Source organism: Candidatus Tisiphia endosymbiont of Dioctria linearis, assembly GCF_964026545.1.
Taxonomy (GTDB): domain Bacteria; phylum Pseudomonadota; class Alphaproteobacteria; order Rickettsiales; family Rickettsiaceae; genus Tisiphia.
In genome coordinates this window covers 618,907-633,471 of sequence record NZ_OZ032156.1, presented here as the reverse complement: position 1 = coordinate 633,471, position 14,565 = coordinate 618,907, and the positions used below count along the sequence as shown (strand labels likewise).

Below are 14,565 nucleotides of genomic sequence, written 5' to 3'. Positions count from 1 at the left end.
TTTTTTAACAATGCTTTCTTCTGAAAAATTATAGGCTACCAGCGTACCTCTGGAGGCAGAGACATTAATATTGCTTCAACATTACCGTCTGTCATTAAACCAAATAATGTACCACGATCATATAGTAAGTTAAACTCAACATATCTACCTCGACGTACTAATTGATAATCTCTTTGTTCCTTGCTCCAGGGTAGAAGCATTTTTGTTCTAACAATTTCAGGATATACTGTTAAAAATGCTTGTCCTACATCTTTAGTAAAAGAAAAATCATTGTTAAAATCTCCGGTATTTAAATAATCATAAAATATACCTCCTACTCCCCTTGGTTCATTCCGATGTTTTAAGTAAAAATATTCATCGCATTGTTTTGTAAATTTAGGATAATAACTTGGATCATATTTATTACAAGCTTGTTTAAAAGCAGTGTGAAATCTTGCCGTCTCATTTTTATCAGGATAAAATGGCGTTAGGTCTCCACCACCGCCAAACCAACGATTAGCAGTTTCAATATAGCGGGTGTTGAAATGTACTGCTGGCACTAATGGAGAAGTAAGGTGAGCAACGATAGAAATACCAGTAGCAAAAAATTTCCTACTATTTTCCGTACCCAGTATATTTTTACTAAATTCTGAAGATAATTCTCCAAAAACTGTAGAAATATTTACCCCAACTTTCTCAAATAAGTTGCCACGCATTATAGACATTACTCCACCACCACCGCTTTTTCTATCCCAGGGGGATTGTATGAATTTTGCGGGTGCTAAACCTCTTGCTTTGCTATACTCAAGCTCAATTTTCTCTAATTCGCTACATACTTGATCACGTAAATTTGTGAACCATATTGCCGCCTTTTTTTTATTAGTTGTCATAATTTTTCAAACCATGTTAGAGTATACTCCAAAAATTTCTTCCACTAAGACTTTTTTAAAAAATAATTTCTTTATATAGCTAACCTATTAATGTTTTAGATATTCCAGGCATCATTGCGAGGAGTCACTTGGCAACAGCTGTCATTGCGAGGAGCTAGCTTAGTAGCGACGAAGCATCCACGAAAGTAACTAGAACTAGATTGCTTCGTCGACCTTACGGTCTCCTCGCAATGACGAGTTATAGATGTATACGTCATTGCGAGCGAACGTACGTGAGTGCGGCAATCCATGAAACTTATCCTATAGATTATTTCGTCGTGCGGTTTTCACACTCCTCTCTAATAGATGCCTTATACTTTTATGCAATTTTTAAATATCTCTCTTGTAGCTATTAGCCTTAATTAATCGTCTTATTTCATTCCTCATAAAATAAATGATAACTAAAAATATACTATAAATAGTTATAATATAAAAGGCAGGAGCATAAAACAAGCCTGTTTCTTCAACAAGCCAACGCGAAATAACACTAGAAGTGCCACCAAACATGGCAATACCCAAATTGTAACTAAAAGCTACCCCAGAAAATTTTTGTTCAGGAGAAAATAACACTATAATGACACTATAGGCTGTTCCAGCTATTGACCCACCAAGAATACCCCAGATAGTTAGAGCAAAAATTTGTTGCCATATGGACGGTAATGACATAGATAATAGAGTAGGTAAAATTAGTATTAAGCCTGCTATACTTACTAAAACTAGCACCTTAATTTTTCCCATAATATCAGTTAATCCACCAAATAATGGCATAGATATCATTGCTATAAAGTTGGCATATAATAAATAAATAAGGGCAGTTGTATTATCAAAATGCATAACATCGCGGTAATACACATTGGTATAAGTTTTTATTAAATATGTGATACTACTAGCAACTGCCCCAATACAAAATGTTAAAAACATTGCCTTCCAAGCTGTCCTTACTACGTTGATAAAAGGAGCTTTTAAAGTTTTTTTCTGTTCAGCTAACATTTTAAAAATGGGAGTCTCTGATACACGAAGGCGTAAATAAAAGCCAACTAACCCCAGAACTCCACCTAATAAAAACGCGAAACGCCAGGCAAAGTCAAGATGATGAAAATATTGCTCAATAATAATTCCTACAAGAGTAGCAATTAATGTACCAGCAATGTTTGAACCATTTACTAAACCAGCCGTAAAACCTGGGCGTAAATTTTGATGATGCTCTAGAATAAAAATAGCCGTTCCAGCACCTTCGCCACTAATACATAAACCTTGTAAGAGACGCATTATAATCAATATTATAGGTGCACAAATTCCTATACTAGAATAAGAAGGGATTAACCCCATAGTGAATGTTGGTATAGTCATACCAAGCATAGAAATAATCAAGGAGATACGACGACCATATTTATCTGCAACATAACCAAAAAATATGCCACCTATTGGTCTAGTAACAAATCCTACTGCGAATACACAGAGACTTAACATTATTTGTATAAATTCTGAATTTCCAGGAAAAAACGTACGACCAATCGTTAGTGAGAATACTGAGTATACTGTAAAATCGTAATATTCTAGTATATTTCCTGAAATTGCTGATAAAAAAACGGACTTAGGTTTGCTCATCTATATCTTATCAATAAATTTAATTAAATCGGATTATAGACAACTTAACAAACTTATAAAGCGTAAAATAATTTTATTTTCTTGTGGTAAGTATCTTTAAAAAAATCTACACAACCAATTATATCATAACCTTATTTACCATATTATTGCAGTTTTGTCAACCTTTAGTTTCGTAGTAACGTAATTGTTACTATATAATTAATTTTTATCTAATAATTAGCAACTTATTTTATCTATTGCTTGATCTTTTTTTGTAAAATCATTACTATAAATCTAAGTAAAATCTAGTATTCTATGTAATCTATATAACATATGGAGTTATTTTATGGTTAAAAAAAGTTCTATAACCAAAGAGGCAGAGAGTCATTTGCCTTCTTCTACGAATTCTGTAGGCACGATGCTTGCTCTCTCAGGTGGTGGGGTCAAGGGAGTTATGCAGTTGGAGATGCTTGCAGAAATGGAAAGCCAAACGGGTATGCCTGTATCTAAAATGTTTCAAACTTCTACTGGTACTAGTGTTGGTGGATTAATTGCAGTCTTATTAGCAATCCCTAAAGAACCTGGATCAACAGAACCGCGTTTTTCAGCGGCAGAAGCTTTAGAACTATTTGAAAATACTACCACTGATATTTTCCCTCAACACTGGTATCATGTAGGAAAAATGGGGCAAATATTTAGTCATAAATATAGCCAAAAACCTCTTAAGGCACTATTGGACAAATATTTAGGTGATATGAAGCTTGAGGATCTTCTAGGTCGTGTTCTTATAACGACTTTTGACTTAAATGCAAAAGAATCTATTAAGATTTTTGATAGTCATAATGCTCCTGGTGTTAAAGCAAAAGATGTAATCCTCGCTACTACAGCAGCTCCTAGCTATTTTAAAAGTGTGAAGTTTGACGATGAGAACGGTGTAAGTCGTGTTCTTGTTGATGGGGGGGTAGGTTATAATCGTCCAGCGGCAGAAGCTATAAAATATCTTAAAACTGGGTTAAATCGTGATCAACAAGGAGAGATGTTAGATGACATGACGCTTGTTGCCCTTAACTTTAAATCACCCAATGAAAAAAAAGATCCTCTACCACCTCACCTTGATGGTCTATTACCTCAGATGGCTAATGGGCTAGTGGGTGACATAATGAAAGCTGCTCAAGACGCTGCTACAGCAGAAGTTAAACGAGACTTAGCAGAAGATGGGCAATTTACAGAATTTTTACTTCCTGTACCAAAAGGGTCTACGAAATTAGATAATTCTAAACCAGAGAATATGGCTAAATTAAAAAAGGCTGCTGAGAAATATGTAGAAGATAATAAAGAATTGATTGAAAAACTATGCACAACATTGGTTAAGAATGTTCAAGCTAGAGAGGAAAACTTAAAACTTCATGATGCACAAAGTGTTGAGGAGTCTAGTGTTCTTAGCGAGGATAAAAAGAGCGATAATATTGACAAAAAAGGACAAGATAAGGATACTGTTAATACTCACGTAATATCAGAAGAATTTGAAGCAAAATTAGCGATAAACTTAACTGAGAAGCAAGTTGATTCTTTAAAAGAAGGCTTGATGAAATTATCACCCAAAGAATATGATGTTCTGCAAGTATTCTTAAAAGGATTAAATGATGTACAGCTTGTATCTTTGTCCAAGCATCTTCCTTTCATTGCTGATGGTAATTTTGCAAATACCAATATATCTGAGTTTACCACTTTTCAGAATAAATTTCTTAAATTTTTTAGCTCAATGTTTGAGCATGAAGATAATATTATTAATGATACTATTCTCAGCTGTACTCAAGAATACCATAATGAAGTAGCTTGTGATGGAAGGGGGTCAGAGGTAGCACATTATGTTGATATGGTGTATTAATTGAGCTGTAAGTGGGTTGTAGTAAAGTACGATATCTCATAGCACCATACATTAACCCTCAACCGTCATTGCGAGGAGGCGTGAGCAGACGGAGCAATCCAATAAATGTGGGTTGCCACGACCTACTTGCGTGGTCTCGCAATGACACATATAGAGATTATGTTTAACAAAATAACCACTGGGGAAATATTAACTATAGGAAGTCAACAGCAACATTGAGTCAATTATGAGTACATTAGTTCAAGAAAATACCAGGATTATTCCTAACCGGCAAATCAACCTTACAAAAGAACAAAAAGAAGCAGTTGGGCTGCTGTCAATAGGAACGTTACTTGAATATTTTGACTTGATGCTCTACATTCATATGGCAGTATTGTTGAATGAGTTATTTTTTCCAAAAACTGATCCGCACACTGCTACTCTGTTGTCGGCTTTTGCTTTCTGTGCTACTTTTGTTTTTCGACCAATTGGTGCTTTGCTATTTGGTTGGATGGGTGATAAAGTAGGTCGTAAAGCTACACTAGTTGTCACAACTTTCATGATGGCATGTTCTTGTTTGATGATGTTTATTTTGCCGACTTATGCCCAAATTGGCATTACCGCTTCGGTATTAATCACCATTTGTCGGATATTTCAAGGTATATCATCCTTGGGAGAAGTAATAGGGGCAGAATTATATTTAACGGAAATGACTAAACCACCTTTACAATACCCTGTTGTTGGTGTCATTTCAATATTTGCTGATCTAGGTGGAGTATTTGCTATAGGTATCGCAGCACTGATTACTGCATATAGCTTTAATTGGCGATATGCTTTTTTATTTGGTGTAGTGATTGCCTTGGTGGGAGGTATAGCAAGAACACGACTGAGAGAAACACCAGAATTTGCTGATGCAACCAGAAGGCTAGTAAATAAACTTAAAACTTTTGGTCTAGAAAAAAAAGATATTACTAATCAAGAAATGTTAAATGAGAAAGTTAGCATAAAAACTATATTAGCTTATTTGTCAATTGAATCGACTGGACCAATTTGGTTTTATTTCGTATATATGCATTGTGCTACTATACTGAAAATCACCTTCAATTATAGTGCTGAACAAATTATTAGCCACAATTTCATTGTTGTAGTAGCGAGATTCATTACTGCTATTCTATATGCTTATTTGAGTTATAAAATATGTCCACTAAAAATTTTAAAAATGAAATTAGTAATTTGTGCTAGTATTATTATATTTGTGCCATATATATTAACTAGCATCCCATCGCCTTTTTATTTATTATTATTGCAGTTTTTTATATTGCTATTTAAAACTGGAATATTTCCAGCTGCTCCAATAATTTATAAACAGTTTCCTGTATTTAAACGTTTTAGATGTGTTAGTATCTCATTTGCTGTGATACGGGCAACAATGTATATTGTTACGTCTTTTGGGCTAATCTATTTGATAGATTCTTTTGGTAATTGGGGCATAGTAATATTATTTGTACCCTTCCTTGTGGCATATGGATTTGCCTTGCGTCATTTTGAAATATTGGAGAAGTTACGCAATGTTTAATAATTTAATAAGTAATTTCTAGCTTATTTGTTATATTCTCTACATATAGAATTATAGCATAATTCATACAAATGGTTCTCCAATTTTATATAGCCAAAATAAGTGCATACTGCTAGAAAACTCTGTACTGTTTCACCAACTATCTTCTTAATCTTCTCAGGAGATTTTGCACCAATAGTTTGCATATTATGAATTCGATCAAATAGTTTTATTATTAAGATATCTTTCTTATTTTGAGAATATAATATACTCATTGTCTCTGCCGCACTAATCTTCCCATAAGATTTTACCCGAGTCAAATCTACCACTTGATTAGCAATTTGCTCACCAAAATCCCTAGCAATCATATCTTCGGTAAGAGTTGTGTCTTCAATAGTATCGTGCAGTAAACTAGTAATAATCATGTCAGTTCTGTAATATTTTGGCATATTTAGTGCGCTATATTCGGCAACCATGTACGCTACCTCTATTGGATGGGAGTAATATGGAACGCCGGATTGTCGCATTTGGCTGCCATGATATTATTTGGCATAATAGATACCTTTTTTAACCTCATCCATATTTACTGGTATAGTTACTTGTTGGTTCAGTTCGGATAATTTATTTACTAACCTCTCAGAATATTTACAATTTACATACTTTGTTTCCCAATTATTAATATCTTCCATTTTAATACCTATGTTATTTTAATTATAAAGTATACTAAACTAAAAATTAAAATACTAGCAAATAATATATTATATGCTTCTTAAAATAATAAGTATTCTGTTATATTTAAGTTACATCCTTCTATATTGAGACCGTGATATTGTTACAACTAGACATTTGTTATTTCAGCTTAATCTATAATTATTTTTTTAGATCACTTAGTGAAACCATAAAATATTATATACTAAGCATATTAATGTAAAATGTAAGTAAGTTTAGTACGATTAAGTCAACTATGAATAAATTAGTTCAAGAAAACACCAGGAGCAGGGTAAGAAAAAATGAAGATGCTAAATTCTGGGTGCAAGTAGTTACTGAGTTAAAAAATCGAGGAGTAGAACAAATATATGTTGCTTGTGTTGATGGGTTAAAGGGCTTTCCAGAAGTAATAAGCAGCATATTTCCAAACACTATAGTGCAGTTATGTATAGTTCATAGCAGAAGAGTATACCGTTTACACTCCATGACGTTGTATTATTTGGCTTTTTATTTCTGCAATAGCTTTAGCTGGATTTAAACCTTTTGGACAAGTTTTGGTACAGTTCATAATTGTATGACAACGATATAGCTTAAACGGATCTTCTAAAGCATCTAAACGCTCTCCAGTATACTCATCCCTAGAATCAGCAATCCACCGATAAGCTTGTAGTAAAATTGCAGGACCTAAATATTTATCACCATTCCACCAATAGCTTGGGCAGGAGGTGGAACAACATGCACATAATATACATTCATATAGCCCATCTAATTTTTCTCTATCCTTAAGCGACTGTAATCTTTCACTATTGGAAGGAGGAAGAGTATCAGTTTTTAACCAAGGTTCTATCGATTCATATTGAGCATAAAAATGCGACATATCAGGTACTAAATCTTTTACTACTTTCATATGTGGTAAGGGATATATCTTAATATCACCACAAATTTCTTCAATAGGCTTAATGCAGGCAAGTGTATTAGTTCCATCTATATTCATTGCACAACTACCACAAATCCCCTCACGACAAGAGCGTCTGAAAGTCAAAGTAGAATCTATTTCATTTTTTATTTTAATTAAGGCATCTAGAACCATGGGGCCTGTTTTGTCTAGATCTAACTCGTAAATATCAATTCTAGGGTTTTCCTCAGAATCTGGATCATATCTATAAATCCTAACATTACGTAACTTAGCCGATTTCCCAGAATATTTATGTACTATACCTTTACCGACTTTAGAATTAGGTGGTAATCTAAGTTCTGCCATATCTATTCCCCACTCTACAAGTCTTTTTTCCGGCTTGGTTTTTTAATTTTTATAGTACCATTATCATCATTGCTCATTGGAAATAAATTTGCCTCTTCTGAATTCATAGCTCTGCCACTAAGCAAGTTTTTAATCTGTTGCCCTGACAATGTTTCATGCTCAATTAATATTTTGGCTAATAGATGGAGTTCACTAATATGCTCAGTTAGTATATTTTTTGCTAAATCGTAACCTTTCTCAACAAAATTTTTCACTTCCCTATCAATTAATTCTGCGGTATGTACAGAAGTATGACCTTCCCCCCTACCACTAGCATACATATCTTCATTGCTCGAGCCATGATATACAGGTCCTATTGCATCACTTAGCCCCCAATCGGTTACCATAGCTCTAGCCATTCTGGTTGCCATTTTAATATCAGAAGAAGCACCAGAAGTAACTTTGTCTTTACCAAAAATAAGCTCTTCAGCTACTCTGCCTGCCATTGCTACCGCTATGTCAGCTTCCATTTTATCACGCTGTATAGAAAACCGATCATTTTCAGGTAATCTCATTACCATACCAAGTGCTTTACCTCTTGGAATAATAGTTGCTTTATGAATTGGATCAGAAGCTGGGCAGTAAAGCCCAACTAATGCATGCCCACCTTCATGATAGGCAGTTAGTTTTTTCTGCTCATCTGACATAATCATAGAACGTCTTTCCACGCCCATTAACACCTTATCTTTTGCTTCCTCTAACTCCAGCATATTAACTTCTTTCTTGCCTTTACGAGCAGCAATTAATGCCGATTCGTTGACAAGATTAGCAAGCTCTGCCCCTGAGAATCCAGGAGTTCCTCTAGCTATGGTTCTAGGTATTATATTCTTAGCACATTTTATCTTCTTCAAATGTACTTGTAAAATTTGTTCTCTACCATCAATATCTGGATTAGGTACAGTAATTTGACGATCAAACCTTCCGGGTCTTAGTAAGGCAGTGTCAAGTACATCAGGTCTGTTAGTTGCCGCAATAATCACTACTCCTTCATTATCTTCAAACCCATCCATTTCAACTAACATCTGATTCAATGTTTGTTCACGCTCATCGTTACCACCTCCCATGCCAATACCTCTGTGACGACCTACAGCATCTATTTCGTCAATAAAGATTATGCAAGGGGCATTACGCTTTCCTTGTTCGAACATATCACGTACACGGCTTGCCCCCACACCAACAAACATTTCAACAAAATCAGAACCAGAAATACTAAAGAACGGAACATTTGCCTCACCTGCTATAGCTCTTGCTAACAGAGTTTTACCTGTTCCAGGTGATCCTATTAACAAACAGCCTTTGGGGATTTTACCACCAAGTTTCTGGAATTTGCTTGGATCTCTAAGAAAATCAACAATTTCAGTTAATTCTTCTTTAGCTTCATCAATACCAGCAACATCTTTAAAAGTAACTTTTGGCCCCTTATCTGAAACTAGCTTGGCTTTAGATTTGCCAAAGCCCATAGCTTTTCCACCGCCTTGCATTTGACGCATGAAAAATATCCAGCCACCTATCAACAAAATCATTGGAAACCACGAAATGAATATGCTAAACAACAGGTTCATTTTGGTATCAGGAGGTATTACTTCAATATATACACCGTTACTACTTAGGCGATTTATTAAATCTGGATAGTCAGGAGCATAAGTTGAAAAAGCTGTTCCATCACTTAGATTTCCATCGATTATTCTACCCTGAATTTTAACAGAACTAACTGCTTTTTCATCAATTTTGGTTAAAAAATCTGAGAAAGAAATATTACTCTTTCCTCCAATAAAACCATCATTTTGAAATGCATGAAAAACAAGTACCATTAAAACAAAAATCGATACCCAAATTAGAACATTCTTACCTTGATTATTCATCTACAACTCACCTAACAGAAATGCGTAAAACGCGATACAAAATTTGGAGAAAAAGAAACATCAAGCCCCTTACTCAACTCCTCATCATTATAGTAGGATATATGGGGTATGGCTATAACTTTTTCAAGTATCTTGACTACTGGTAGAGTGAATAAAATAGCAACATGGTTATTGAAACTTGTCTCTTTTAGTATTGTTAAATCTAAATCTTTTCTTATTTTACTATAATCTTTGATCGTTAAATTACTTACTAAGTAGCCTGAATTATTTGCAAAGCTTCCTGTAAAACGGAATCTACCATCCCAAATATCTATATTGTTAAGTTTAATGTCCATCGGCAAACTTCTGCCAAATTCCCGGCAAATTATTAAATTATTATTAATTTTTTTTATCACACAACCATGTAATGTTTTAGTAAAATTCATTTGTTGTTGTAATAATGTCACTATTATCCTTATTGACTCTGATCTACTACTACGATTTTTACCACTAATAATGATAAGGACAAAACTAATTAACTGTAGTATTATTTCGCTAGCAAATCCTGTAATCTGTAATAAATTTATAGTAGCAAAACCGAATTGATAAATTTTTACTGATTCGGCAATGCAAGCGATTAATTCAGGTTGCAATTTTTCTTCTACTAATTGGTTAATTGTAGATTGCTGGGAAATTATTTGATTTTTTACATATTCTCCTTCTTGAGCTAGTTTTTTTCTAATAATATTTCGTTGGTATTTGTCGGATTTATTCGATTCATCTTCAAACCATTTTATATTATTGGCAATTAAATACGTTACTAACCGTTGTTTTGGTATGTTAAACAATGGTCTCACTATTTTAACATTATTATACCAATTAATAGGGCTACCACTAAGTCCAAATATGCTACTTTTTTTTTCTAATCTCAGACAATAATTTTCTATATAATCATCCAAATGATGGGCTGTCAAAATTGTCAATATATCTAATTTTTTACATAAATCGGTCATTAATTGATAACGCCCTTCTCTTGCCCTTGCTTGTAAATTAGAAAAATTATTTTGGTGATCGAAGTGAAGTAGATGGTAGTCATACCCCAATTTACGGCTTAAATCCCGAACATACTCATGCTCTAGCTTAGATTGTTCCCGCAAATGATGGTCAACTAACATCACAACCATACTAATATTTTCATTAATACTATTAGTGCTGACCCATTTATGTGTTAACATTAAAAGGGCTATGGAATCAGCCCCCCCAGAAACAGCTAAGGCAACAGACCTCTGATGAGGTCTATTGCCAATTAGCTGCTCAATATTCTGCTGAAATTGTTGATAAAGCATTATTTTTTTTCAGTAGAGCTAGGATTTTCTTGATCTTTTTTCAAATCTGAAATTCTTTTTTTATATTCTCGTTCTTTAGCAAGATATTTTTGAGCTTCTTGTGAGATTTTTTTATATAATTCGCGTTTATGACTGTTAATTTTAGCAACTTCTATTCGATATTGTTTTATTTCTTCCCTCAATTCTGCTGAAATTCCTGCAGCATAAGAACCGAACTCATCAATAATTTTTTGTAATTCATTATCGCTATTAACCATAGTTTTACTGGAATTTGACGTTACAGGTGGTGTGGTATTTGCTATACTATTTGAACTTAATAACAGCAGCCCTATTATAGTAGTAATTAATCTCTTTTTTTTTTATCATTTATACACTCCTAAAATATTTTTATATAACTTTTAAAATTTAATTGCTAAATGTGAAAACTAGCAAAATAAATATACATTATTATCTTTCTTAACACTAATCATAAATTATATGATATACAAAAAGAATTAATCTATTTTATTTGACTTTTTGTACATAAACCTATATAAGTGCACTGATTATATAATGATAATAAAGCAGTATGGATAAGGTAAAAAATAATAGTTATTTCTCAGAAATAAGAAGAGTGGTTTGGTCAATTGAAGGGCATGAAAATAAGAAGTTTCTGCCTATGGCAGCTATGATGTTTTGCATTTTGCTCAACTATTCCACCCTTAGGTCGATAAAAGATGGATTTGTCGTAACAGCTATTGGTCCTGAATCAATAAGTTTTGTAAAAACCTATGTCGTTTTACCAATGGCAATACTATTTATGGTTGCTTATGTAAAGCTTTGTGACTTTTTAAAACAAGAAAATGTTTTTTACGCTGTAACCAGTTTCTTTCTGGCATATTTTATATTATTTACTTTCGTATTATACCCATATCCAGAGTTGGTGCATCCTAATCCTGAAACAATTGAGACATTAAGTAATGCGTATCCCAATTTTAAGTGGTTTATTAGGGTAGTTGGTAAGTGGAGTTTTGCAGTCTTCTATGCTATATCAGAACTTTGGGGAAGTATGATGCTTAGCTTATTATTTTGGCAATTTGCTAACCAAATTACTAAGACTGAAGAGGCAAAACGCTTTTATTCTATGTTTGGTATGCTAGCAAATTTATCTTTACCAGTTACTGCCATAATACTTTGCTATTTTTTAAGCACAGAAACTCAAATAGTTGCAGAACATCTGAAATATACTCCACTATTTGTTATTATGATGGGTAGTGCTGTAGTTATCATGTTATTGTATAGATGGATGAATCAGCATGTTTTAACCGATCCTACTTTATATGACGCAACGAGTAAAGTAAGCAAGAAAGGTAAGGTTAAGCTATCTCTTATAGAAAGCTTTAAAATGATTTTTAGTTCAAAATATTTAGGGCTTATTGCTTTACTAATTATATGTTATGGTGTGTCAGTAAATCTTGTAGAAGGTGTATGGAAGTCAAAGATTCAGCAACTATATCCAAACAAAGAAGACTATACCATGTATATGGGACAATTTCAGGCTTGGCAAGGTGTGACAGCTATATTATTCATGGTTGTTGGCTCTAATATCTTAAGAAGGGTTTCTTGGTTTACCGCCGCGATGATTACTCCTATGATGATGTTAATTACTGGAATTGCTTTTTTTGCCTTCATTTTCTTTGATAGTACTATTGCGATGTATGTTACTGGTCTATTCGCTTCTGGACCTTTAGCAGTAGCAGTGATGATAGGAATGATTCAAAATATTTTAAGTAAAGCAACAAAATACTCATTATTTGACGCTACCAAAAATATGGCATATATTCCTATTGATAAGGATCTTAGAACAAAAGGACAAGCGGCAGTAGAAGTGATAGGTGGTAGGTTCGGTAAATCTGGTGGTGGTATTATCCAGTCAACATTCTTTATCTTGCTTCCTACTTTTACCTTCGTTGAAGCTACACCTTATTTTGCTGCTATATTTTTTGTTATCGTAATATTGTGGCTATATACGATAAAAGCACTTAATAAGGAGTATCAAGCTCAGCTATCTGATATAGTCAATTGATGCGAGTTACTCGTCGTTCGCCTTTCCATATAGGCTTTGCTCCATCGCTCCTAAGCACCAAATTCTCCTGAATTAACTATATTTATCTATTAGAAGATGTTTTAGCTATGGCTCCCACCTACGTGGGTGCTATGACTAGAAAGGGTTCGGTCTATTTTGAGATGGGAAATTACCAAGAAGCAGTTAGAAATTATGACAAAGCAATACAATTAGGTGAAAATGATTCTAAAGTAATCATCCCAGAAGGTAATAAAAGATATCTTGCTAAAATATCACATGACATTAAGTGGGTATTAACCATCAAAACCATATCCTATGCGAGTAAAATATTAGATATTGTTCTAATAGAAAAATAACTAATTTTTCCCATTAAATAAGTTGACTTCTAATTTAAAATCGATTCTAATGATAATTAAAGTGATTGCAAAAAGGTAAAAATAATTAAGGTTATTGCATGAAAGATATTAACTGTTGGGATAATTCAAAATACAGGTCTTGTACTTACGCTGAACGGTTACTTACTAAACTTGAACAGCTAAATAAACAAGTAGTTACGCCGGTGGATATTGATGAAGTCAAAAAAGGCATTTATTACGCTAAAGAATGTCATGGCAGTCAAATGAGGCAGTCAGGCGGACCGTATTACTCACATCCGATTGAAGTGGCTTATATGGTTGCTGAATATACCGCTCTAACAGTTCCAAAATTGTTTAGAACCGACATGATTGTTACTGCATTACTACACGATACCATTGAAGATACAGAACTTACCGAAAAGATGATTGCTTACATCTTTGGCAGCAAGGTTGCTAGTCAAGTAGAAGACTTAACTAGGGTCAAGCCTCATGGCAAGATTAGCTCTGCAGAAACACTAAATATATTATTTCAGCAAAAAAAATATGATGTGGCATTGATTAAAATTTTTGATAGAATTCATAATCTAAAAACTGTTGGTGTAAAATCCCCTGAAAAAATTAAGAAGATTATAGAGGAGACGGTAATACATTTTGTAACTTTATCTATGCATTTAAAAATACCAACAGTAACAAAACAAATTATTGAATTATGTTGTCGGCATTTAGCTATACCACATTCTGTTCACCATGATCTACATAGGACTTTTGTGGATAATTCCCAGCCTCTTTCTCCAATTTTTCAAAATGAAATAGTCCGAATGCAAAACCTATGCAAACTGGGAACAATATCATCATTATCCCCCAATGATGCCAATATTCAGTTAAGTAAACAATTGCAAAAGAAGTAACTAAATACATCAAGGCACGAGATATAGCAAATGTAAGACTAGCACAGCTAAACCTTTTAAAGACAGGAAAATATCTATAAAAGATTGGCTCTCCTAGACCAGGACCGGTAGGTCCAAATAATAC

General features: G+C 33.7%; 13 protein-coding genes and 1 pseudogene. 6 read left to right on the top strand and 8 right to left on the bottom strand.

The window, feature by feature from the left end; genetic code table 11:
- Positions 1–35: 35 nt before the first annotated feature.
- The gene (gene hemF, locus AAGD42_RS03105; RefSeq protein WP_410520946.1) at positions 36–869 is read right to left on the bottom strand and encodes an oxygen-dependent coproporphyrinogen oxidase; all 834 of its coding nucleotides are present in this window, start codon (positions 867–869) and stop codon (positions 36–38) included.
- 369 nt (positions 870–1,238) lie between these two features.
- Positions 1,239–2,516 carry an MFS transporter gene (locus tag AAGD42_RS03100; protein WP_341750533.1) on the bottom strand — a complete coding sequence of 426 codons (1,278 nt, stop codon included), beginning with the start codon at positions 2,514–2,516 and terminating at the stop codon, positions 1,239–1,241.
- 325 nt (positions 2,517–2,841) lie between these two features.
- Between AAGD42_RS03100 and AAGD42_RS03095 the strand changes: the two genes are divergently transcribed.
- Both AAGD42_RS03095 and AAGD42_RS03090 read left to right on the top strand, forming a co-directional pair.
- Entirely contained in the window at positions 2,842–4,383 is a 1,542-nt protein-coding gene (locus AAGD42_RS03095) for a patatin-like phospholipase family protein (protein ID WP_341753205.1), read from the top strand.
- Positions 4,384–4,609: 226 nt separating this feature from the next.
- Entirely contained in the window at positions 4,610–5,938 is a 1,329-nt protein-coding gene (locus AAGD42_RS03090) for an MFS transporter (RefSeq protein WP_341753204.1), read from the top strand.
- Positions 5,939–5,961: 23 nt separating this feature from the next.
- On the opposite strand, the gene AAGD42_RS03085 is transcribed toward AAGD42_RS03090, so the two are convergent.
- Both AAGD42_RS03085 and AAGD42_RS03080 read right to left on the bottom strand, forming a co-directional pair.
- Positions 5,962–6,444 carry an HD domain-containing protein gene (locus tag AAGD42_RS03085; protein WP_341753203.1) on the bottom strand — a complete coding sequence of 161 codons (483 nt, stop codon included), beginning with the start codon at positions 6,442–6,444 and terminating at the stop codon, positions 5,962–5,964.
- A gap of 15 nt (positions 6,445–6,459) precedes the next feature.
- Complete coding sequence (locus AAGD42_RS03080) at positions 6,460–6,606, bottom strand: guanosine polyphosphate pyrophosphohydrolase (RefSeq protein WP_341753202.1); 147 nt, start codon at positions 6,604–6,606, stop codon at positions 6,460–6,462.
- A 311-nt stretch (positions 6,607–6,917) separates the two neighbouring features.
- On the opposite strand from AAGD42_RS03080, the pseudogene AAGD42_RS03075 reads away from it, so the two are divergent.
- Positions 6,918–7,091: pseudogene (locus AAGD42_RS03075) on the top strand (transposase); the annotation flags it as partial.
- 9 nt (positions 7,092–7,100) lie between these two features.
- Here AAGD42_RS03075 and AAGD42_RS03070 read toward each other — a convergent pair.
- From AAGD42_RS03070 to AAGD42_RS03055, 4 genes are read right to left on the bottom strand one after another with little or no spacing between them, the layout of a single operon-like run.
- Positions 7,101–7,886 carry a succinate dehydrogenase iron-sulfur subunit gene (locus AAGD42_RS03070; protein ID WP_341753201.1) on the bottom strand — a complete coding sequence of 262 codons (786 nt, stop codon included), beginning with the start codon at positions 7,884–7,886 and terminating at the stop codon, positions 7,101–7,103.
- 14 nt (positions 7,887–7,900) lie between these two features.
- Positions 7,901–9,787, bottom strand: a complete 1,887-nt coding sequence (ftsH, locus tag AAGD42_RS03065) for an ATP-dependent zinc metalloprotease FtsH (protein ID WP_250312078.1) — start codon at positions 9,785–9,787, stop codon at positions 7,901–7,903.
- Between the two features lie 11 nt (positions 9,788–9,798).
- Positions 9,799–11,112 (bottom strand): tRNA lysidine(34) synthetase TilS, encoded by a 1,314-nt coding sequence (gene tilS / locus AAGD42_RS03060; RefSeq protein WP_341753200.1) that lies wholly within the window; start codon positions 11,110–11,112, stop codon positions 9,799–9,801.
- A complete protein-coding gene (locus AAGD42_RS03055; protein ID WP_341753199.1) occupies positions 11,112–11,369 on the bottom strand; it encodes a hypothetical protein in 258 nt (85 codons plus the stop codon). Before AAGD42_RS03055 ends, tilS begins: the two co-directional genes overlap by 1 nt.
- 311 nt (positions 11,370–11,680) lie before the next feature.
- On the opposite strand from AAGD42_RS03055, the gene AAGD42_RS03050 reads away from it, so the two are divergent.
- From AAGD42_RS03050 to AAGD42_RS03040, 3 genes are all read left to right on the top strand, one after another.
- Positions 11,681–13,177: an Npt1/Npt2 family nucleotide transporter gene (locus tag AAGD42_RS03050; RefSeq protein ID WP_341753198.1), complete on the top strand. Its 1,497-nt coding sequence runs from the start codon at positions 11,681–11,683 to the stop codon at positions 13,175–13,177.
- Between the two features lie 131 nt (positions 13,178–13,308).
- The gene (locus AAGD42_RS03045; protein ID WP_341753197.1) at positions 13,309–13,533 is read left to right on the top strand and encodes a tetratricopeptide repeat protein; all 225 of its coding nucleotides are present in this window, start codon (positions 13,309–13,311) and stop codon (positions 13,531–13,533) included.
- Between the two features lie 98 nt (positions 13,534–13,631).
- Positions 13,632–14,441: an HD domain-containing protein gene (locus AAGD42_RS03040; protein ID WP_341753196.1), complete on the top strand. Its 810-nt coding sequence runs from the start codon at positions 13,632–13,634 to the stop codon at positions 14,439–14,441.
- The last annotated feature ends 124 nt before the right edge of the window (positions 14,442–14,565 follow it).

Coding starts and splice junctions, on each gene's coding strand:
- AAGD42_RS03040 (WP_341753196.1), top strand. CDS start 13,632: ATGAAAGATATTAACTGTTGGGATAATTCAAAATACAGGTCTTGTACT.
- AAGD42_RS03080 (WP_341753202.1), bottom strand. CDS start 6,606: ATGGAAGATATTAATAATTGGGAAACAAAGTATGTAAATTGTAAATAT.
- AAGD42_RS03095 (WP_341753205.1), top strand. CDS start 2,842: ATGGTTAAAAAAAGTTCTATAACCAAAGAGGCAGAGAGTCATTTGCCT.
- ftsH (WP_250312078.1), bottom strand. CDS start 9,787: ATGAATAATCAAGGTAAGAATGTTCTAATTTGGGTATCGATTTTTGTT.
- AAGD42_RS03045 (WP_341753197.1), top strand. CDS start 13,309: ATGACTAGAAAGGGTTCGGTCTATTTTGAGATGGGAAATTACCAAGAA.
- hemF (WP_410520946.1), bottom strand. CDS start 869: ATGACAACTAATAAAAAAAAGGCGGCAATATGGTTCACAAATTTACGT.
- AAGD42_RS03050 (WP_341753198.1), top strand. CDS start 11,681: ATGGATAAGGTAAAAAATAATAGTTATTTCTCAGAAATAAGAAGAGTG.
- AAGD42_RS03090 (WP_341753204.1), top strand. CDS start 4,610: ATGAGTACATTAGTTCAAGAAAATACCAGGATTATTCCTAACCGGCAA.
- tilS (WP_341753200.1), bottom strand. CDS start 11,112: ATGCTTTATCAACAATTTCAGCAGAATATTGAGCAGCTAATTGGCAAT.
- AAGD42_RS03085 (WP_341753203.1), bottom strand. CDS start 6,444: ATGCGACAATCCGGCGTTCCATATTACTCCCATCCAATAGAGGTAGCG.
- AAGD42_RS03100 (WP_341750533.1), bottom strand. CDS start 2,516: ATGAGCAAACCTAAGTCCGTTTTTTTATCAGCAATTTCAGGAAATATA.
- AAGD42_RS03070 (WP_341753201.1), bottom strand. CDS start 7,886: ATGGCAGAACTTAGATTACCACCTAATTCTAAAGTCGGTAAAGGTATA.
- AAGD42_RS03055 (WP_341753199.1), bottom strand. CDS start 11,369: ATGGTTAATAGCGATAATGAATTACAAAAAATTATTGATGAGTTCGGT.